Source organism: Streptomyces longisporoflavus (assembly GCF_014649775.1).
Lineage (GTDB): Bacteria > Actinomycetota > Actinomycetes > Streptomycetales > Streptomycetaceae > Streptomyces > Streptomyces longisporoflavus.
This window is the reverse complement of sequence record NZ_BMTR01000001.1, coordinates 464,396-484,089: the sequence shown is the minus strand read 5'-3', so window position 1 is coordinate 484,089 and position 19,694 is coordinate 464,396. Positions and strand designations below refer to the sequence as shown.

At 70.1% G+C, this 19,694-nt stretch carries 16 protein-coding genes; 5 read left to right on the top strand and 11 right to left on the bottom strand.

Annotated features, from left to right (window positions below):
- Positions 1-42: 42 nt before the first annotated feature.
- A complete protein-coding gene (locus IE226_RS02275) occupies positions 43-1,362 on the bottom strand; it encodes an ABC transporter substrate-binding protein (protein WP_190079203.1) in 1,320 nt (439 codons plus the stop codon).
- Between the two features lie 271 nt (positions 1,363-1,633).
- Between IE226_RS02275 and IE226_RS02270 the strand changes: the two genes are divergently transcribed.
- Both IE226_RS02270 and IE226_RS02265 read left to right on the top strand, forming a co-directional pair.
- Positions 1,634-4,093, top strand: coding sequence for a glycoside hydrolase family 2 protein (locus tag IE226_RS02270; protein WP_190079202.1), 2,460 nt, complete (start codon positions 1,634-1,636; stop codon positions 4,091-4,093).
- Positions 4,090-5,127 carry a LacI family DNA-binding transcriptional regulator gene (locus IE226_RS02265; protein WP_190079201.1) on the top strand — a complete coding sequence of 346 codons (1,038 nt, stop codon included), beginning with the start codon at positions 4,090-4,092 and terminating at the stop codon, positions 5,125-5,127. Before IE226_RS02270 ends, IE226_RS02265 begins: the two co-directional genes overlap by 4 nt.
- A 90-nt stretch (positions 5,128-5,217) precedes the next feature.
- On the opposite strand, the gene IE226_RS02260 is transcribed toward IE226_RS02265, so the two are convergent.
- From IE226_RS02260 to IE226_RS02225, 8 genes are all read right to left on the bottom strand, one after another.
- Entirely contained in the window at positions 5,218-6,237 is a 1,020-nt protein-coding gene (locus IE226_RS02260; RefSeq protein ID WP_190079200.1) for a LacI family DNA-binding transcriptional regulator, read from the bottom strand.
- 90 nt (positions 6,238-6,327) lie between these two features.
- Positions 6,328-7,662 carry a cellulase family glycosylhydrolase gene (locus IE226_RS02255; protein ID WP_190079199.1) on the bottom strand — a complete coding sequence of 445 codons (1,335 nt, stop codon included), beginning with the start codon at positions 7,660-7,662 and terminating at the stop codon, positions 6,328-6,330.
- Positions 7,663-7,881: 219 nt separating this feature from the next.
- On the bottom strand, positions 7,882-8,898 hold the full coding sequence (locus IE226_RS02250) for an ROK family protein (RefSeq protein WP_229870340.1): 1,017 nt from the start codon (positions 8,896-8,898) through the stop codon (positions 7,882-7,884).
- Positions 8,899-9,051: 153 nt separating this feature from the next.
- Positions 9,052-10,392: a fibronectin type III domain-containing protein gene (locus IE226_RS02245; RefSeq protein ID WP_190079197.1), complete on the bottom strand. Its 1,341-nt coding sequence runs from the start codon at positions 10,390-10,392 to the stop codon at positions 9,052-9,054.
- A 275-nt stretch (positions 10,393-10,667) separates the two neighbouring features.
- Positions 10,668-11,021, bottom strand: a complete 354-nt coding sequence (locus tag IE226_RS02240; protein WP_444546069.1) for a DUF3592 domain-containing protein — start codon at positions 11,019-11,021, stop codon at positions 10,668-10,670.
- Between the two features lie 253 nt (positions 11,022-11,274).
- Complete coding sequence (locus IE226_RS02235) at positions 11,275-11,796, bottom strand: GNAT family N-acetyltransferase (protein WP_190079195.1); 522 nt, start codon at positions 11,794-11,796, stop codon at positions 11,275-11,277.
- 77 nt (positions 11,797-11,873) lie between these two features.
- Positions 11,874-12,818: a non-homologous end joining protein Ku gene (gene ku, locus IE226_RS02230; protein ID WP_190079194.1), complete on the bottom strand. Its 945-nt coding sequence runs from the start codon at positions 12,816-12,818 to the stop codon at positions 11,874-11,876.
- 105 nt (positions 12,819-12,923) lie between these two features.
- Positions 12,924-13,817, bottom strand: a complete 894-nt coding sequence (locus IE226_RS02225; protein WP_190079193.1) for an MmyB family transcriptional regulator — start codon at positions 13,815-13,817, stop codon at positions 12,924-12,926.
- A 499-nt stretch (positions 13,818-14,316) separates the two neighbouring features.
- Between IE226_RS02225 and IE226_RS02220 the strand changes: the two genes are divergently transcribed.
- From IE226_RS02220 to IE226_RS02210, 3 genes are all read left to right on the top strand, one after another.
- Positions 14,317-15,540, top strand: a complete 1,224-nt coding sequence (locus IE226_RS02220) for an MFS transporter (protein ID WP_190079192.1) — start codon at positions 14,317-14,319, stop codon at positions 15,538-15,540.
- A 297-nt stretch (positions 15,541-15,837) separates the two neighbouring features.
- Positions 15,838-17,154 (top strand): phosphatase PAP2 family protein, encoded by a 1,317-nt coding sequence (locus tag IE226_RS02215; protein ID WP_190079191.1) that lies wholly within the window; start codon positions 15,838-15,840, stop codon positions 17,152-17,154.
- Between the two features lie 138 nt (positions 17,155-17,292).
- On the top strand, positions 17,293-18,039 hold the full coding sequence (locus IE226_RS02210; RefSeq protein ID WP_190079190.1) for a restriction endonuclease: 747 nt from the start codon (positions 17,293-17,295) through the stop codon (positions 18,037-18,039).
- 52 nt (positions 18,040-18,091) lie between these two features.
- Here the strand turns inward: IE226_RS02210 and IE226_RS02205 are convergent, their stop codons facing one another.
- Positions 18,092-18,355 (bottom strand): GlsB/YeaQ/YmgE family stress response membrane protein, encoded by a 264-nt coding sequence (locus IE226_RS02205; protein WP_190079189.1) that lies wholly within the window; start codon positions 18,353-18,355, stop codon positions 18,092-18,094.
- Positions 18,356-18,379: 24 nt separating this feature from the next.
- On the bottom strand, positions 18,380-19,687 hold the full coding sequence (locus tag IE226_RS02200; protein ID WP_190079188.1) for a cation:proton antiporter: 1,308 nt from the start codon (positions 19,685-19,687) through the stop codon (positions 18,380-18,382).
- Positions 19,688-19,694: the final 7 nt, after the last annotated feature.

Below are 19,694 nucleotides of genomic sequence, written 5' to 3'. Positions count from 1 at the left end.
GCCCGGCCCCGCGGGCGGCGCGGGGCCCCGTGCGTGCCGGATTCAGGAACCCGCGGCCGCCGCAGCGTCGGCCCACCGCTTGTTCAGGTCGTCGAAGTACCCCTGCAGATCGCCGTCCTGCGCGCCGCGCGCGATGTCTATCAGCTTCTGCCGGTAGTCCTGCTTGCTCAGGCCGATCTCAGCGGCGTCGTCGATGGCGTTGACGTCCTCCGTCTTGGCCTCGGACCGCTCGACCAGCTTGACATCGTTGTCCTCGTAGGGCTTGAGGACCTCGGGCAGTTTGTCCGCCTTCAGGGCGGAGATACCGCCCTCCTTCGCGGCGAAGCCGGACTTCTCGGTGAACCAGTCGAGCCAGGCACGCGCGGCGCTCTTGTGCTCGGAGTGCGCGTTGACCGCCAGTTGGTAGTCCGAGACCATCGTGGCGCAGAACTGGCCGTTCTTCTGGACGGGGAACGGCATGAAGCCGATGTCGTCCGGCTTCTCGCCCGCCTTCTTCGCGGCGTCGCGCATCTGGTTGATGGCCCAGGAGCCGAGCAGCATGCTGCCGATCTGCCCCTTGGCCAGCTGCGTCTTGGAGCTCTCCCAGTTGGTGGTGGTGGGGTCCTTCTCGGAGAGCTTGCCGCGGACGACGTCGTGCAACAGGGTGTCCACCACGTCGAGATCGCCGCCTTCGGCCCACGGCTTGTCGGCCGCGGCCAGGGCGTCCCAGGCCCGGGCGTCGCAGCTCGGCGAGCCGACGCTGTTGGTCCAGGGTCCTGCCAGCGTCCAGCCGTCCTTGAAGTTGGTGTAGTAGGGCGTGGCGCCCGTCTTGTCCTTGACCGTCTTCAGGTCGTCGAGGAACTGGGCCGGGGTGGTGGGCCAGTCGGTGATGCCGGCCTTTTTCCACAACGCCTTGTTGTAGACGAAGCCGTTGGCGGTGCCGAAGTTGGCGATGCCGTAGGTCTTGCCGCCGACGTCGGTCTTGCCGGTGAAGCGGTACTTCTTCTTCATCGAGCCCGTACTGCCCAGCGGGGCGAAGAACTTCGGGTAGTCGCCCTTGGCGATGACGCCGGGGATGAGGAGGACGTCGCCGTAGTTCTCCGTGTTCATCCGGATCTTGACCTCCCCCTCGTAGTCGGTGATGCCCTCGAAACTGACCTTCACCTTGGGGTAGATCTTGTTGAACGCGGCGGCGTACTTTTTCATCGTGCCGTCCTGCACGAGGTCGGTGCGGTTGGTGAGCACCTTGATGCTGCCCGACACCTTGTCCGCGTCCGAGGGTGCGGTGGCCGTCTCGGTGGACGGAGCCCCTCCCCCGCTGCACCCCGCGACGGTCAGCAGCGCGGTGGCAAGCAGCGCTGCGCTCAGCGGCTTCCTCCTCATGTGCCCAACTCCTTTCAAGGGTTACGGCTCAGGCCCCAGCGGCTGACGGCACTATGTCAGCGATACGTGAACCGGTAAAGCTCCGATTTCCAGCGCGATACCCAATCGTTACCGGGTGGTCCGCGCCCAGTTGCCCCGGAAAGCCCTCCACCTGGGTTGTCGCGCGGCCCCTCGATCAGCACCTGAGGACTGGACCGGTTAACCAACTCGGGGTTAGGTTGACGCACATCGCATACGAGCACGGCCTGTGTCTGTCCGATTGGAGCCACAAATGAAGGACGTCACCCAGCTGACGGAAGGCTGGAGTCTCAGCCACGACGGGGCACAGCTCGATGCCCGTGTCCCCGGCTGCGTCCACACCGATCTGCTCGCCGCAGGCCTCATCCCCGACCCCTTCCTGGGTACGAACGAGAACGACATCGCCTGGGTGGGGCGGCGTTCTTGGACGTACACGCACACCCTCGGTGCCGCCGGGGAACTCGCGACCGCGCAGGCACACGAACGCACCGACCTGGTCTTCGACGGCCTCGACACCGCCGCCCGCATCAGCCTGGACGGACAGGAGTTGGGCAGCACGCGCAACATGCACCGCTCCTACCGGTTCGACGTCACCGGCCGCAGCGGCGAGCTGCGGGTCGAGTTCGCGTCCGCCTACGACGAGGCGGCCTCCGTCCGGGCATCGACCGGCGAGCGCCCCAACGTCTATCCCGAGCCCTTCCAGTACATCCGCAAGATGGCGTGCAGCTTCGGCTGGGACTGGGGGCCGACCGTGGTGACGGCCGGCATGTGGCGCCCGGTGCGAGTCGAGCACTGGTCCACGGCGCGCATCGCCCGGGTCCGGCCGCTGGTCACGGTCCACGACGGAACGGGGCGCGTGGAACTGCGCGTCGACCTGGAGCGCACCGCACAGGGCGCGGACCGCCCGCTCGTCGCCCGTGCCACCGTGGCGGGAGTCGAGACCCTGGCCCACGTGCGGGGCGATGCCGTCACACTCGTACTCGACGTACCGGACGTACAGCTGTGGTGGCCGCGCGGCTACGGCGAACAGCCGCTGTACGACGTCGGGTTGACGCTGCACACCGACGATGCCCCCGCCGGCCGCACCGCCCCCGCACCGGGCTCCGCGCTCGACACATGGCAGCGCCGGGTGGGCTTTCGCACCCTGGAACTCGACCAGAGCCCCGACGAGCACGGCACCGGCTTCACGTTCGTCGTCAACGGCGAGCGCGTGTTCGTACGCGGCGTGAACTGGATCCCCGACGACGTCCTGCCCTCCAGGATCACCCCCGAGCGCTACCGCACCCGCCTCACCCAGGCCGCCGACGCCAACATCGACCTCGTGCGCATCTGGGGCGGCGGCATCTACGAGGACGACGCCTTCTACGACATTTGCGACGAGCTGGGCCTGATGGTCTGGCAGGACTTCCTCTTCGCCTGCTCCGCCTATCCCGAGGAACAACCGCTGCGCGGTGAGGTCGAGGCGGAGGCCCGCGAGAACGTCGTACGGCTCATGCCCCATCCCAGCCTGGTGGTGTGGAACGGCAACAACGAGAACCTGTGGGGCTTTCGCGACTGGGAGTGGGAGGACACACTCGCGGGCGACTCCTGGGGCGAGGGGTACTACCTCGGGCTTCTGCCGCGCGTGGTCGCCGAGTTGGACCCCACCCGGCCCTACACCGCGGGCAGCCCGTGGTCCGGATCCTGGGACCACCACCCCAACGACCCCGACCACGGCACCTACCACTCGTGGGAGGTGTGGAACCGGCAGGACTACACCGAATACCGCGCGGACGTGCCGCGGTTCGTCTCCGAGTTCGGCTGGCAGGCGCCCCCGGCCATGGCGACACTGCGCGACGCCCTGCCCGGCGAGGACCTCGCCCCGGACTCCCCCGGCATGCTGCACCACCAGAAGGCGGAGGACGGCAACGGCAAGCTCAACCGCGGTGTGGAGCGCCACTTCGCCCTGCCGCGGGGCGACTTCGACCGCTGGCACTACCTCACCCAGGTCGTCCAGGCCCGCGCCGTCGCCACCGGCATCGAGCACTGGCGGGCGAACTGGCCGCGCTGCGCCGGAACCATCGTGTGGCAGCTCAACGACTGCTGGCCGGTCAGCTCCTGGTCCGCCGTGGACGGCGAGGGCCGGCTCAAGCCGCTCCACCACGAGCTGCGCCGCGTCTACGCCGACCGCCTCCTGACCCTCCAGCCCGGAACCGACGGAACCGACGGAACCGAGCTGGTACTTGCCAACCAGGGCGCCGAGGCGTGGGAGGCCTCCGTCACGCTGCGCCTGATGCACGCCGACGGCACGCTCGCGGCGCGTCTGTCGCTCGAACTGACCGCCCCGCCGCGCGAGGTACTGCGCCTTGCGGTTCCGCCGGAGGTCCTGCCCGCCGCGGGTTCCGCCAAGGAGTACCTGGTCGCCGACTGCGACGAACTGCGAGCCCTCCATGTGCCGGTACGGGACCGGGAGTTCGGCTACCCCGAGCCGCGCTACGACGTCGCCGTGGAGACCGTGGGCAGCGACCGGAACACCGTCGACGTCGTGGTCAGCGCGCAGACCCTCGTACGCGACCTGCTGCTGCAGCCCGACCGCATCGCCCCCCGCGCGACCGCCGACCGCGGCCTGATCACGCTCCTGCCGGGCGAGCAGGTCCGCATCCGCGTGCACGGGGCGCAGGGCGCGGGGGCCAACACCATCCGGGCGGCCCTGTTCTGCGTGGAACCCGCGTGAGCGCTCCCACCCAGCGCATCACCATCAAGGACGTCGCGGCCGCCGCCGGGGTGTCCAAGGGGGCGGTCTCGATCGCCTTCAACAACAAGCCCGGGCTCTCGGAACCGACACGCGAACGCATCTTCGCCGTCGCCCGGGACCTGGGCTGGGCGCCCAACTCCTCGGCCCGCAGCCTTTCCACGCAGCGGACCGACACCATCGGCCTCGCCCTGTGCAGGCCGGCCCGGCTGCTGGGCCTGGAGCCGTTCTACATGGAGTTCATCTCCGGCATCGAGAGCGTCCTTGCCCAGCAGTCCTGCTCCCTGCTTCTTCGCCTGGTCAGCAGCCTGGACGAGGAGATCGACCTGCAGGAGACCTGGTGGCGCAAGAGGCAGATCGGCGGGTCCATCCTGGTCGACTTCCACCAGGACGACCCGCGGATCGAACCGCTCAAGCGCCTCGGGATCCCGGCGGTGGCCGTGGGGCATCCCGACCTGACCGGCGGAATCCCCTCGGTATGGACCGATGACGCCAGCGCGGTGGCCGAGGCCGTGCGCTACCTCGCCGCCCTGGGCCACCGGCGCATCGCACGCGTGGGCGGGCCCTCGGGCCTGGGACACAGCGCCATCCGCGAGCAGGCGTTCCTGACGACCCTGCGGGAGCTGGACCTGGAGCCGAGTCCGCAGGTGTCGACCGGATTCGCCGGCGAGGAGGGGGCCCGCGCGACGCGCTCGCTGCTCCTGCTCCGTGACCGTCCGACCGCCATCGTCTACGACAACGACCTCATGGCCGTGGCCGGTCTGGGGGTCGCCGCCGAGATGGGCGTGGCCGTACCGGACGAGCTGTCGCTGCTCGCGTGGGACGACTCCCAGCTGTGCCGGCTCACGCATCCCACGCTGTCGGCGATGAGCCATGACGTGCACGGCTTCGGGGCGGAGGTCACCCGCGAGCTGTTCGATGTCATCGCCGGCCGCGCGGTGACGCCGCGCAGGGTCGCGACACCGTCGCTGACCCCCCGAGCGTCCACGGCGGCACCGCGCGGGCCGCGGGCCTGAGCCGCGGCACGGATACCGGAGCGAGGGGGCGTCGTACATCCAGGTGTGCGGCGCCCCTCGTGCATCCGGGTGTGCGGCGCCCCCGCTTTCTTATCGGCGCTGCGGGGCGCTGGTGCTGGCCCGGGGAACCAGCCGGGCGGCCGGGACCTGGCTGTCCGCGACGGGCTCCTCGTCGACGGCGGCCAGCAGTATCCGCGCCGCGCACGCCCCGTACTCGGCGATGTCCCTTGTCAGCGCGGTGAGTTGAGGACGTACGACCTGGGTGAAGGGTGAGTCGTCCCAGGCGACCAGGGACAGGTCGCGCGGCACGTCGAGGCTCAGCTCCTGCGCCACCGACAGACCGGCGACCGCCATGATGTCGTTGTCGTAGACGATCGCCGTGGGGCGCTCCGCGGCGATCAGGAGCCCCCGGGTGGCCCGCGCTCCCTCGTCGCCCGAGTAGTCGGTGTGCACCATCACCGGCTCGGGCAGACCGGCGGCGCGGCAGCCCGCCTCGAACGCGGCGTCGCGCACGGTCGTGTGCGCGAGCCGTGGCAGGCCCGCGACGCGCGCGATGTGGCGGTGCCCGAGAGCCGCCAGATAGGCGACGGTCTCGTGGATGCTCGCGCCGTCGTCCGACCACACGGCGGGCACCGGGCCGGCCGCCTCGGGCGGGCCGAGGGCCACCACCGGCAGGTCCATGGCCGCGAAGGCCGGAATGCGTACGTCGTCGTCGTGCAGGTCGACGAGCAGGGCGCCGTCCACCCGGCCCTCGCCCCACCAGCGGCGGTAGAGCTCGATCTCGTCGTCGTGGCTGGTGACGGTCTGCAGCATGAGCGCGATGGACCGCGGTGCGAGCTCGGACTCGATGCCGCTGATCAGTTCCATGAAGAACCGCTCGACGCTCAGGGTGCGGGCGGGGCGGCAGACGGCCAGGCCCACCGCGCGGGCCTTCGCGCCGTTGAGGGCGCGCGCGGCGTTGCTCGGCCGCCAGCCCACCTCCCGCGCGATGGCCTTGATCTTCGCGCGGGTCTGCTCGGAGACGCCGGGCTGGTCGTTGAGGGCGTAGGACACCGCGACCTTCGAGACTCCCGCGCTGCGGGCGATGTCCGCGATAGTCGGCCGTTTCATGCGCCCTCCTGCTGTACCGGTTCCGCACTTCAGCGGCCGACCTTACCGGCCGCCCGCCGAAGTGCGCGCATCCGGACACTGAACCGGGGTTCAGGCCGTGGCGCAGGTCTTGCCGTTGAGGGTGAAGGCGTCCGGTACGGCGTTGTTCCCGGTGGAGGAGCCGTTGAGGCCGAAGCTGACCGACCCGCCGGCGGGTATGGACTTCGTCCAGGACTCGGGTGTGACGTGCACGCGGGCCCCGTCCTGGGTCGCCCTGGCGTTCCACACCGAGTTGATCTTTTGCTGTGCGGGGAAGGCGAAGTCCAGGGCCCAGTCGTCGACGTTGCGCGCGGAGGGGTTGCGGACGGTGATCTCCGCGTTGAAGGAGGTGCCCCAGTCGCTGAGGCGGTAGCTGACGGCGCAGGCACCGCTCCCGCCGCCGTCGGAACCGGCGAAGACGCTCGCCTCCTTGGCGGTGGCCTTGATGCCGTTGGCGCCGTCGAACAGGCGCTTGCCCCAGCCGGAGAGCTGGGCCGCGTCGAAGTTCCGCACCAGGTCCAGGTACTCGACACCGCCGCCGTTGCCGCTCCAGGACCAGCCCAGGTAGCCGATGCCCAGCGACTGGGCGGTGGCCATGATGGCGTCCTCGTCGGGGTTACCGTCGGAGTGCATGTCACCGAACTCGCCGACCACCACGGGCAGTTTGGCCGCCTTGAAGCGGTTGAGGTAGTCGCTGACCTCGGCCGGGGTGTCGTAGACGCCGTACATGTGGATGTCGAAGACGGTGTTCTTGTCCGGGTCGGCGGCGAAGACACCGGCGGCGTTGTCCCGCATGGTGAAGGACCAGTCCTGGCCCCAGTTGGGGGCGTCCACCATCAGGGTGTGATCGATGCCGCCGGCCCGGAGGCGGCCGATGGCGGTCTTCGTGTCGCCGGTCCAGGCGGCGTAGTTGGTGTTGCCGTAGGGCTCGTTGCCGATGTTGACCAGGACGTACTTCTCCTGGCCGACGAGGGCGCCCTTGACGTCCAGCCAGTAGTCGACGGCCTTGGACAGCGGGGCCGCGGCGCCTGCCTCGCCGTAACCGGTGGTGTCATGGGCCTCAAGGACGCAGATGAGGCGGTTCTTCTTGCACTGGTCCACCACGCGGGCCACGTCTGCGGTGTCGTTCTTGGTCCACTGATCGCCCGTACTCAGCACCACGCGTACGGAGTTGGCGCCCTTGGCCTTGATGTCCTTCAGCGCCTGGTCGGTGCGGTCGGGGTACCAGGTGTGGGCGTGGTTGACGCCTCTGAGCACGAAGTCCTTGTCGTTGGCGTCCAGCAGTCGTCCGTCCTGGACGTGGAATCCGGGGGATTCGGCGGCTTGGGCGGGCGGGGCCACGGCGAGTAGGGATGCGCAGGCGGCGAGCAGGGCGCTCGTCGCGGCGGCGGCTCGGAAACGGCTCATCCAGTGCTCCTGTTCCGGTCGGGGGTGTCGGCTTCGCGGGCGTGCGGGACCCACGGGCGCGGTGTGGCTTGTCGTCAGGGGCTGCGGGTCGGCGCGGGCCGGCGCGGGCATGCGGGCACGGTGCTCTCCCGCGTGCGGCGCGCCTCGTACGCCCGGCGACGGCCACGACATTAGGGGCCGCGGAGGCGCGCCACAACGCTTTGAACAGAACCGGTTAAGTCAGGCTGGAGTTATGCGTGGTGCAGAAGCACGCCAGGCGGACCGGCCCTTCGCCGGAGCAGGGTCGAGTCGCCGGTGAGGGCCCGGCGCGTCGGCGAGCAGCCGGGCAGCGGCGGCGGCGCCGACGAGTCCCGCGTCCTGCGCGAGGGCCGCGGGCCGGACTTCGAGACCCCGCACGAAATCGAGGGTGGCGTAGGAGTCCAGGTGCCTCCGCAGCGGCGTGAACAACAGGTCCCCCGCCTGCGCCACTCCCCCGCCGATCACCGCCACGCCGATCTCGACGAGGGAGCCGGTCGCGGCGATGGCGGCGGCAAGCGCCCTCGCCGCCCGGTCGAAGGCCGCAAGCGCCAGGGCGTCCCCGCGCCGGGCGCCCTGCGCCACGGTGGCGGCGGTGGCCGGCTCTCCCGCCGGCGGGACCCAGCCGGTCGCGAGCGCGTGCCGTGCGATCGCCGTGCCGCTGGCCATCCCCTCGACGCAGCCCCGCGCACCGCACGGGCATGCCTCGCCGTCCAGGTCCACGGTGATGTGGCCGATGTGCCCGGCATTGCCGGAGGGGCCGGGACGCAGGCGGCCGTCGAGGACGAGCCCGCCGCCGACGCCGGTGGAGACCACCATGCACAGCGCGTCGTCGAAGCCGCGCGCCGCGCCCAGCCAGTGCTCGGCGGCCGCCATCGCCACGGCATCCCCGATCAGCACGGGCTCGATGCCCGCGAACAGCATGGGATGCGCGCGCACCTCGTCCACCAGGGGAAAGCCGCGCCACGCGGGGATGTTGACCGGACTGACGGCGCCGGCGGCCGTGTCGACCGGCCCCGCACTCGCGATGCCGAGCCCCTGGACGATGCCCCAGCCGGGATCGCGGGCCAGCTCGTCCAGCACGCTATTGACGGCCCCCATCAGCACACCGGCCGACTCTTTTGCCGGCGTGGGGCGTTGGGCGCGCCCCACCACACCTCCCTCCTCGTCGACGAGTGCCCCCGCGATCTTGGTCCCGCCGATGTCGAGTGCTGCGTACATGACCCCACCCCTTCCGATACGGACCACCGGGCCCGTCGGCATGACAACGTTGCCCCCGTAGACTACTTAACCAGTTCAGTTAAAGGTTGCCGTGTCATGGCGTGTCATGCCGTGACCGGGCCGGGAGGCAGCGGCCTCCCGGCCCGTCGCGCGTCAGCCGGTCGGGGTGGCCGACGCCTCGGGCGAGAGCGCGGATTCCTCGCCGTCCTCGTCGACCGTGGCAACGGCGTAGTAGTACTTCGTGCCTGCCGTCAGCCCGCGGTCCACGTACTCCGTGCTGCTCGTGACGTGGGTGAACTGGGCGTTCTCCCTGGTGACTCCGGGCTCGGCGGAACGGTAGACGCGATAGCCGGCCACGGGCGCCTCACCACTGCCGTACGGAGCGGCGTACCACTGGAGCCGCACGCTGCCCGCACCCGGTGCGACCTCGTAGAACTGCGTGGCTCGCGGCGGCTGCGGCTCCGAGTACGTCGGCTTGACCGAGGCGGAAGCAGCCGAGGAGACGCCGTGCGGGGTCGTCGCGACGACGGCGTAGTGGTAGTCCCGTTCGCCCTCGCTCTCGCCCACCGTGCCGGTGTACTCGGTACGGGTCGTGGTGCCCACCCGGTTGGCAGCGTCGGTGATGTCCACCGGGGAGGTCTTGGAGCGGTAGACGGTGTAGGAGGAGACCGGTACGTACGCGCTCTGAGACCACCTCAGGGCGAGCCTCCTGCCCACGAGTTCGCCGCCTTGCACGGTGGGAGCCGTGGGCACGGTGGCCTCGGTGACGGTCTTGGTGCCGTACTCCCAGTTCGACCCCCGGGACTCGTTCCCGGCGGCGTCGACGCCGCGCACCTCGTATATGTATTGGCGGCCCGGCTCACCCTTGGTGTCACGGAAGGTCAGCGACGTCGTCGAACCGACCTTGGTGTATGCGGAGTTGGGTGACTCGAAGCGGTACAGCACGTACTTCACCGCGTCGGAGTTGCCGCTGCGCCACGTCAGCGTCACCCCACGCTCGTCCTCGCGGGCGAGGGTGAGGTCCTGCGGCGAGAGGGGCGCCACGGTGTCCCGGGTGCCGCGGACGGGATCGGTGTAGGGCGAGACGTGACCGGCGTCGTCCAGGGCGCGGACCTTGTAGGCGTACTCAACGTCGGGATCGGCGTCACTGTCGACGTACGAACTCTCGGGCACGGTGGCGAGCAGCTTGTACGGGCCGACCTCGTCCGGCTCGGTGCCCTCGGCCTCGGCCCGGTACACCTCGTACGCCGTGGCCGCGGAGAGCGAACCCCAGGACAGGGAGACGGCCTCGCGCCCGGACTGCGCGTTCAGGCTCTCGGGGGCATCGTAGAGGGGATTGTCGGGCTGGTCCGGGTCGTCGCTGATGTGGCGGGCGGAGCTGGGTGCCGCGGTGGGCGCGGCGGCGTGGGCGGTGCCGGATATACCGAGGGCGAGGATGACCACAGCGGCCGCGGAGGCGACGGCTGCGGGTCTGGGGTGGGGTCGTCGAGACACGGCTGGCTTTCCCTTTCCGGTGGAACCACGTACGGGTGTACGGGAGTTGGGGATGCAGTCGTGGGGGGAGTTGGTCGGTCGTGCCGTGGGGGCAAGCACTGTAGCTGTATATGACCGGGAAATGGGAAGCGGCGCGCCATGCCGGCGGAGCCCGGACTCCTTGCGCGGTCGGTCAGCGGTACGCCGGGTACGGGCCCGGCGCACCGGCAACTCCATGCCTGTAGCGGCGGCGTTCGGCGCGGGGCCACCGTCAGGACTTCGGGAGACCTACCACGTCACGCCGGTTGCCCCGCCGGGTCCTTGGTGAGCCGGACAGTCCTGCCGGGCCGCCTGCGCCTGACCACCGCGATGGTCACGCCGATCCCGATGATCAGCAGCCCGATGCCACCGAAGATCAGTGGCAGCAGCCACAGCGAGAAGAAGCTGTTGATGCGCGCGTCCTCGGGAGAATCGGCGCGGTACAGCACCTCGACTCGCTCCATCAGGTCGTACGCAGGCGGATTGGAGCCCGTCGATCCCCTGAACGTCCTCGACCTGCCGTCCGCCGAGGTGAACTGGACGACCGGGTATGCCGTCGGCCCGTCGTTCGCCCGGCGCTTGCCGGAACCTCCGTCGCTGCGCCACTCCATCGACACCACCGTCCCCCGGGCATGCTTTCCATTCGCCACGTATGAGACCGACACCCCCGCCAAGATCAGCCCGATGGCCAGGAACAGCGACCCGAAGGCGATCGCCCCGAACGTGATCCACTGGCCGGCACTGCGCCCACGTACCCGAAACCGCACGACGTCCCTCTCACTTGTCCAAAGGACAGGGACGCTATCCCGGGCGTCGGGCCGCGCTGCTCGCGCCCCTGCGGTTGGGGTCACTCGCGCAAACGACTCATAGGTCTTTGCGCATGAGAACGCACATCGTCTCGTGGCGACGGATCACCCCGTCGGGCCCCTCCATGTCCCAGCCGTCCGGCGCGCGGCCGTACGCGACGTAGCCAAGACGCTCGTACAGGGCACGTGCCCGGGAGTTGGACTCTTCCACCGCGAGTTCGGCCCGGCGCAGACCGCGGCCGCGGATCCGCTCTTCCGCACCCCGGATCAGCAGTGTGCCCAGGCCACAGGACTGGAGTGCCGGGAGCACGGCGAGCTGCCACAGGGTTCCGGCGTTCTCCGAGACCGCGTAATCGACGCCGCCGATGGCCACCGGCAGATCCGCGGGGGTGCATACGGCCAGGTAGTCCACCTCACCGGCCGCCGCGCGCGTCAATTCCGCTGCCACGTGGCGCAGATGGGTGGCCGAACCCGCCCAGGTGCAGGCGGGCAGGTCCCGGGGGGACAGGTCACGCACCCCGACAGATACGGCGATCGTGGCGTCGGCGGAGCCGTGGGCAGTATTCACGGCAGTGAGCATGCCGACCCGCCTGCCGCCACCGCAACGCGTTTCTGCCGCTCACGAGTCGCTCACGAGCCGCCCTGACACCGGCCTCGCTAGGCTCCGCGCTTCTTCGCCGTCGTCTTCTTTCCGGCCGTCGTCTTCTTCGCCGTGGTCTTCTTGCCGGCCGTCTTCTTCCCTGTCGTCTTCTTCGCGGCCCGCTTCTTCGGCATCTCGTGGACGGTCGCGTCCTTGCCGCTGCCGCCGCTCTCGCCGCGGGAGGCCTGTGCCTTGGAGACGGACTCCTGGAGCGCGGCCATCAGGTCAAGGACCTGGCCGGCCGGTGCCTTCTCCTCGGCCGGCTTCGGCGGCTTCTTCCCGCCGGCCTTCGCCCGGATGACCTGCTCCAGGGCTTGGGTGTAGCGGTCGGTGGACCACTCATGGCCGGTGATGTCGTCGGTCGTCATGGAGTCGATGAGGAGCACCGCCCTGTCGATCTCCTCGTCGCTCACCTCGACGGCCTTGGGAGCAAGCTCCTGTGGATCGCGTACCTCGTCGTCCCACTTCATGGCGTGCAGCACGATCACCCCGTCCTGTACGCGGAGCAGCCCGAGGCGTTCCCTGCCGTGCCACGCGAATTTGGCGACGGCGGCCTTGCTGTTGCGTTCGAGGGCTTTGCGCAGGAGCGTGTAGGGCTTGGCGGCGACCTGGCCGTCGGCCTGGAGGTAGTAGCCCTCTCCGATACGGACCGGGTCCACGCTCTCGTAGCGCACGAACGCGGCGATCTCGATGGCCTTGGCGGTCGGGAGCGGCATCTCTTCGAGCTCGGCGTCGGTGACCGCGACGATCGTGTCCTTGCTGACCTCGTAGCCCTTGCCTATCTCGGCGTTCGTGAGCTGCTTGCCGTCGATCTCGCACACCTTGCGCGTGCGGACCCGGCTCATGTCCTCGAGGTGGTACTGCCGGAACGAGATCGAGTGGTTCTCGGTGGCAGGCAGAACCTTGATCGGGATGGTGACGAGGCCGAACGAGATCGCGCCGGACCAGACGGGGCGGGGCATGCGGTACCTCCGTGACAGCCCCGAGATCGTCAGTGTAGGTTCTCCGGCTTCGCTCCACCGCTTGAGATCCGGCTGCTTCCGCGGGCGGAAGAGGCTCGTTTCGGGTCAGTGGGCGGATCGCTCGGGGGAAGGCTCCGCGTGGTCGGCGTCGCGGGTGGCGGCCCAGGTCGCGAGGAGGCGTAGCCCCTCTTCGGAGGGGGAGCCGGGCTCGGCGGTGTAGATGGTGAGGGTGAGGCCGGGTTCGGCGGCCATCTCCAGTCCTTCGTAGGCGAGAGTGAGGTCGCCCACGGCCCGGTGATGGAAGCGTTTGGTGCCGGTGCCGTGGTGGCGGACGTCGTGTGCGCCCCAACGGGTTCGGAAGGCGTCACTGCGGGTGGACAGCTCACCGACGAGGTCGTGGAGGTCCTTGTCGTGCGGGTCGCGGCCGGCTTCGGTGCGCAGGATCGACACGGCGACGTCGGCGGCCTGCTCCCAGTCGGGGTAGAAGTGCCGGGAAGCGGGGTCGAGGAAGTTGAAGCGGGCCAGGTTCGCCCGGTTGTGGGGCGTGGCGTAGACGTCGTCGTAGAAGGCGCGGGCGAGCTGGTTGGTGGCGAGCACGTCCATGCGGCCGTTGCGGACGAAGGCCGGGCCCGCGGTGACGGCGTCCAGGGTCCATTGCAGGCTGGGGTGCGCTTTCCACCGGGAAGAGCGTCGCCGGGGGCGGGAGAGAACGTCGGAGCCGGCTGCCGCGTGGGCCAGGTTCAGCAGGTGGGCGCGCTCGGCCTCGTCCAGCAGGAGTGCGCGGGCGAGGGCCTCGAGGACGGCCGGGGAGGCGCCGGCGAGGTTGCCGCGCTCCAGTTTGGAGTAGTACTCCACGCTCATGTCGGCAAGCGCGGCGACCTCGCTGCGGCGCAGGCCCGGCACCCGGCGCCGGCTGCCGGAGGGCAGGCCGGCCTGCGCGGGGCTGATCTTGGCTCGCCGCGAGGTGAGGAACTCGCGGACCTCTGCTTGGTTGTCCACGCCCTCGACGGTACGTCGCGTACGCGGCCACAGGGATGTACTGGCGGTACACCCTTCGACGGTGCCTCGCTGCGCGCGCCGGGAGCGGGTTGGCTGGGTGACGTGGTGCTGTTCGCCCGGCCGGGTGCCGGGCCGGGCGAGGCGGCCACCGTCTTCCGTTCAGCCCGGGCCGGAGGGCTTCCACGGCACTGAACTTCCACGGCAGTGAGCTTCCACGGCGCTGCGCTTTCACGGCACTGAGCGCATCGGCTGTCCGCCGCGCTGTCCCGCCGCCGACGGCGCCCCGCGCCGTCCACGGCCGGGGTCGGCGACCTGGCGTACTACCGGCCGTGGGGCAACCCGCCGCTCATCCACCAGGACGGCCCCGGCCCGTCCGCGGACCACCCGGTCCCCGGGCACACCGATACCCCCGCCGGGCACCCGGCACCGGCCGAGCGGCTCACCGTCGAGCCCGCCACCTGACCACCGCCCTCCTCCAAGCACGGAAAGAAGCTCCCTCATGCCCCACCCCGCCGCTCCCGCGCCGGGCAAGCTGCCCTTCGTCGTGTGGGTGCTCTCCGCCGGCACCTTCCTGATGGGCACCACCGAGTTCGTCGTCGCCGGCATCCTCCCGGACATCGCCCCCGACCTCGGCGTCAGCGTCTCCCGCGCCGGACTGCTGATCACCGCGTTCGCCGTCGGCATGATCGTCGGCGGGCCGGCCATGGCCCTGGCCACCCTGCGCCTGCCCCAGCGCCTCACCCTCGTCCTGGCCCTGGCGGTCTTCGCCGCGGGTCACGTCGTCGCGGCCGTCACCGGCTCCTTCACCGTCGTCCTGACCGCCCGGTTCGTGACCGCCCTGGCCACCGGGGCGTTCTGGGCCGTCGGCTTCGTCATAGCCACCACCTCCGCGGGTCCCGCGAACGCCGCCCGGGCCGTCGGCGTGATGATGGGCGGCCTGACCCTGGCCAACGTCGTCGGGGTCCCCGCCGGGTCCCTGGCCGGGCACGTCACCGGCTGGCGCGGGCTGTTCTGGGCGCTGGCCGTACTGGCCGCCCTCGCCGCCGCCGTGATCGGCCGCTACCTCCCCCGGACGGAGCGGCGCGCCCGTATCTCCGTGCGCGGCGAGCTTCAGCCACTGCGGCAGGGCCGGCTGTGGTCGGCCCTTGCCGCGGCCGTCCTGATCATGGGCGGGGTACTCGCCACGTACACGTACATCACTCCGCTGCTGACCGAGCGCGCCGGTATCCCGGCCGGCGCCGTGCCGCTGGTCCTGATCGCCTTCGGCGCCGGAGCGCTGGGGGGCACCGCGATCGGCGGCCGGTTCGGCGACCGCCGTCCGATGGCCACGACGATCCCGGCCGCCGCGGCGACCTCGCTGGTCCTGCTCGCGCTGATCCCGCTGTCCACCGTCCCGGCCGCCGCCGTCGCCCTGATCTTCCTGATGGCGCTGACCGGGTTCACGATCAATCCGGTCGTCACCGCCCTGGCGGTCCGCTTCGCCGGTGACGCTCCCACCCTCACCTCGGCGCTGACCACGTCCGCCTACAACACCGGCATCGCGGCCGGCTCCGCGCTCGCCGGGCAGGCCCTCGCCTCCTCGCGGGGTGTGACGGGCCCCGCCCTGGTCGGCGCCGTCTTCGCGGGCCTGACCCTGCTGCCGTTGATCGCCCTGGCCGTCACCGGCACACGCACGGCTCCCCCAGGGCCCGAGTACGCCGAAGCCGGGGCCGCCTACAACTGATCTCGCGGCGCTCACGGTGTCCGTTATTTGACGAAGTGCCTTTTCCGCCCCGGCCCTTGGCGCGAGGATTGAATCCCACGCACCCCTGGGCCAACGGTATCCAGGGATCCGCGAAACTCAGCCGCAACGCTCAGCTAACATGATCGAACTCACAACGAGTGCCGTGATCGCCGCCATTCAGCAGAAAAACATGCCATCTAGCACGAAGAGTGAGCCAAATAACTGACACCTAACAAAACGGCCAAAACATTGATATCTGCAGCATCTCGAGCGTTTTCGCGAAAAAACTTCAGAACAATGTTCGTCGCGTGGCGTCAGCCACGGGCGCTGCTGTGGACCGCGGCAAGTGTGGTGGGCCTCGGATTCCTCGTCGCACTGGAGATCGCCGCGCGCCACTACGGTGTGGCGGGGCCGATCGCCAACCAGGCGCGGGAAGTGATCTTCGCGCCCAAGTCGGGGCCGCTGCTCTACGCAGGCATGGCGCTGATGATGGTGGTGCTCACCTGGCGGCAGAGATTCATCGCCTTCGGCATCGCGGTGGGCATCGACATCGTCTTCTTTCTGGTCCGCTGGGCCGTCGACGCCCAAATGATGTTCGGCAACGGCGCGTTGTGGGTGATCCTGGGCTGCGCGGTCATCGCCGTCACGCGCCGCACCGGCCAGGAACGCGTCCTGCTCCTCAAGGGTGTCGGACTGAGCCTGCTTCTGGTGGCGGGCCGCAAGACCGGTGACACCTGGCTGCTCATCACGTCGAAGACCCGCCCCGCGGTGCTCGACCAGTACGTGGCAACGGCCGACCACGCGCTGGGCAACCCGTCATGGGTGGTGGGCCGGATGGTCTCGGCCACCGGCTCGATCGGCGCCCATGTTCTCGACTACGTCTACATCCAGCTCGCGGTGGCCGCGGTGATCGTCGCGCTCTACCAGCTGCGCAATGTGGCGACCGAACGGCGCTTCCCGGGCCACCACCTGGTGCGCACGTTCCTGGTGATCGGCCTTCTCGGGCCGGCCATCTACATGATCTTCCCGGTGGTCGGACCGATCTTCACCTACGGCGACGGCGCTTTCGGCACCGGCGGCCAGCAATGGGCCCTGGCCGACCTGTGGCCGCACACCACACCGCAGATCACCACGCCGCACTCGATGCCCTTCGACGAGATCACCCCGCGCAACTGCATGCCGAGTCTGCACACGGCGTGGGCCACCACGATCTTCATTCATTCCCGCAAGGGCCCACGACACCTGCGCTACGCGGGTGTGTTCTGGCTGATAGCCACGCTCGGCGCGACGCTGGGATTCGGCTACCACTACGGCGTGGACATCATCGCCGGTGTCGTGTTCGCGTTCACGATCGACGCCGCGCTGCGCTCGCTCGACCGCGGCTGGGACCGGGCGGGAATCCAGCTGGTCGCCTACGGCACAACGGTCTTCGCGCTGCTCCTGGTGTCGTACCGCTATCTGCCGATGCAGATGGCCAGGCATCCCGAGGTGTTCGGGCCGCTTCTCGTCCTCGCGATGATCTCGGTGGTGTACGGCTATGTACGGACCACCAAGCTGTGGGAGCCGAAGACCACCCCGACACCGCAGCCGGAGCCGCAACCCGAAATGGTCTGACGAGCGCGCCCCGACGGTCGGCTGACCGGGGAATCGGGGCGGGGCTCCCAAGGACGGTCAGCCGGAGATCTTGAGTGCGTTGATCTTGGGCACACGGAGACAAGTGATCTTCGTTGACGTCCGCCGTGAGGGAGCCCAATGACCGTACCCACGCGCCTGGTTCGCCGCACGAACCGTGAACGGCGCTTCAGTCTGCGGACGACCGCACTGTTCTTCGCGCTCCTCGCGATCATCCTGTGCGGCCTGGTGGCCCTGGGCCGGACCGCGGCGAGCATCCTGGAGAGCCGCCCGCTGTGGTCCGCCTATCTCGTCGTGATGGGCGTCGCCGTCGCGGTGCTGTGCCGGTCCCGGTGGCGCCGCTTCTCCGCCGCGAGATACGCGCGCCGGGCCGCCGAAGCCCTGGAGGAAGCGGCCGAACGCGCCTCCGACAGCCTGGCCGACGTGACGTCACAGACAGACCCGGGAGCGCCGTCCGAGGTACAAGCCGACGCGCAGGACGAGTTGGATGCCGACGGCTTCGAGCACGCGATAGCCGGGCTCTGCGCCCGTGACGCCTGCCGGGAGGTGGAAGTGGTGGGCGGCGCGGGCGACCTGGGCGCCGACGTCGTGGCGATCACCTCCGACGGGCTCCGCGTCGTCATCCAGTGCAAGCTCTACGGCGACGGCAACAAGGTCGGCTCGCAGGACCTCCAGCGCTTCGGGGGAACGTGCTTCACGGTCCACGAAGCCGACGTCGCGGCGCTCGTCACGACGAGCGACTTCACCGCTCCCGCCCTGGAGTACGCGCAGCAGTGCGGCATCGTGTGCGTGAACGGCGAGGAGCTGGAAGCATGGTTCGACGGCACCGGGCCCAGCCCTTGGGAGGCTGCGGGCATCGAGGCCTGAGCGGGTAGCTGCGGTCGCGCCGGGGCGTACCGCCCTGCCCGGCGCGACCGCCTCAGGAGAGCCGGTCCATCCTGCCCAGCGCGGCGACGCCGAGGGCAGCGAGGCCGATCTGGATGAGCCACTGCGCCCAGTCGACGCCGTCGGTGTTCGCGACGCCCAGGACCATGGCGACGGCCGTGCCGATCAATGCCGCCGCGATACCGACGACCAGCGTCCAGAGAATGCCGATGTGCTGCCGTCCCGGTACGACGAAGCGCCCTAATGCCCCGATGACGAGTCCGATGAGTACGGCACTGATGAGACCTGAGATTTCCACGTCTGCCCCTTGGTCGGCGTCCTCTCACCCACCGGGTGCCCCCGGGCCGGACGGATAGACTCCGGCCGCCCCGCGCCGATCAGCGGGAGCCGACCTGTCCAGCCGCCTGAGCACCGGTGAGGCCGCGGCCCCGTGCAGCATCACCGACAGCAGGACCGTGAACGTCACCACCGCCCACAGTTCCGCCTCGAACGCACCGAGGTCCGCCTCTCCCAGCACATAGGCCAGGTAGAAGACGGACCCGATCCCCCGTACGCCGAAGAAAGAGGTCACCGCGCGCTCCTTCCGCGTCGTCCTGCCCCGCAGCTGGGCGATCCAGCCCGTGAGCGGACGGATCACGACCAGCAGCAGGACGGCTGTCGACGCGCTGCCCCAGGAGAGCGCGGACAGACCGCCGCAGGCGATGAATCCTCCGATGAGGAACAGCACACCGGCGGTGAGCAGCCGCTCCACCTGTTCCATGAAGGTGTGCATCACCACCTGGTAGCCGTGGGCGCGTTCGGCGGACCGGATCGCGCAGGCCGTCGTGAACACGGCGAGGAATCCGTAGCCGTGCAGCACTTCGGTGAGGCCGTACGAGAGGAAGGTCGCCGCGAGGGCGACGAACCCTTCCCTGTGCTCGGAGAGCCGCAGCGCCTCCCAGCCCGCCCGGAAGAACATCCAGCCGAGCAGCCGCCCGATCAGCAGGCCGACCGCCACTCCGACCGTGACGCGCAGCACCACGTCGCTCCACAGCCAGTGGCCCACCCACTCCCCGGACCAGCCCGTCTCCGAAGCGGCGAACATCGCGAGAGCCGCCAGGACCAGCGGGAAGGCCAGACCGTCGTTCAGGCCCGCTTCTCCGGTGAGGGCGAAGCGCACCTCGTCCTCGTCGTGCTCGCCCTCGGTCGGCTCGCCCACCCGTACCTCCGCTGCGAGCACGGGGTCGGTCGGTGCGAGCACCGCACCCATGAGCAGGGCGACGGCCGGCGGCCAGCCCACCAGGCCCCGGGCGACAAGGGCGGTGGCCACGACGGTCAGCGGCATGGTGATGAGCAGCAGGCGCCACGCCGTGGACCAGGACCGGCGGCCGAACGGTCTGTTGATCGCCAGCCCCGCCCCCATCAGGGCCACGATCACGATCACCTCGGTGAGGTGCTCGACCCACGCCCGGTGCTGGTAGGGATCAAGGTCGGGAAGCCCGGTCGGCAGCAGATAGACCAGAAGGCCCACGGCCAGGAACACCATCGGCATCGACATGGGCTGCCGTGCCACCAGTCTGGGCAGGACCGCGGCGAGCAGAGCGCCTATCCCCACGCAGGCGTACCCGACGTCCCCGGCCGTCACTTCCATCTTCCGC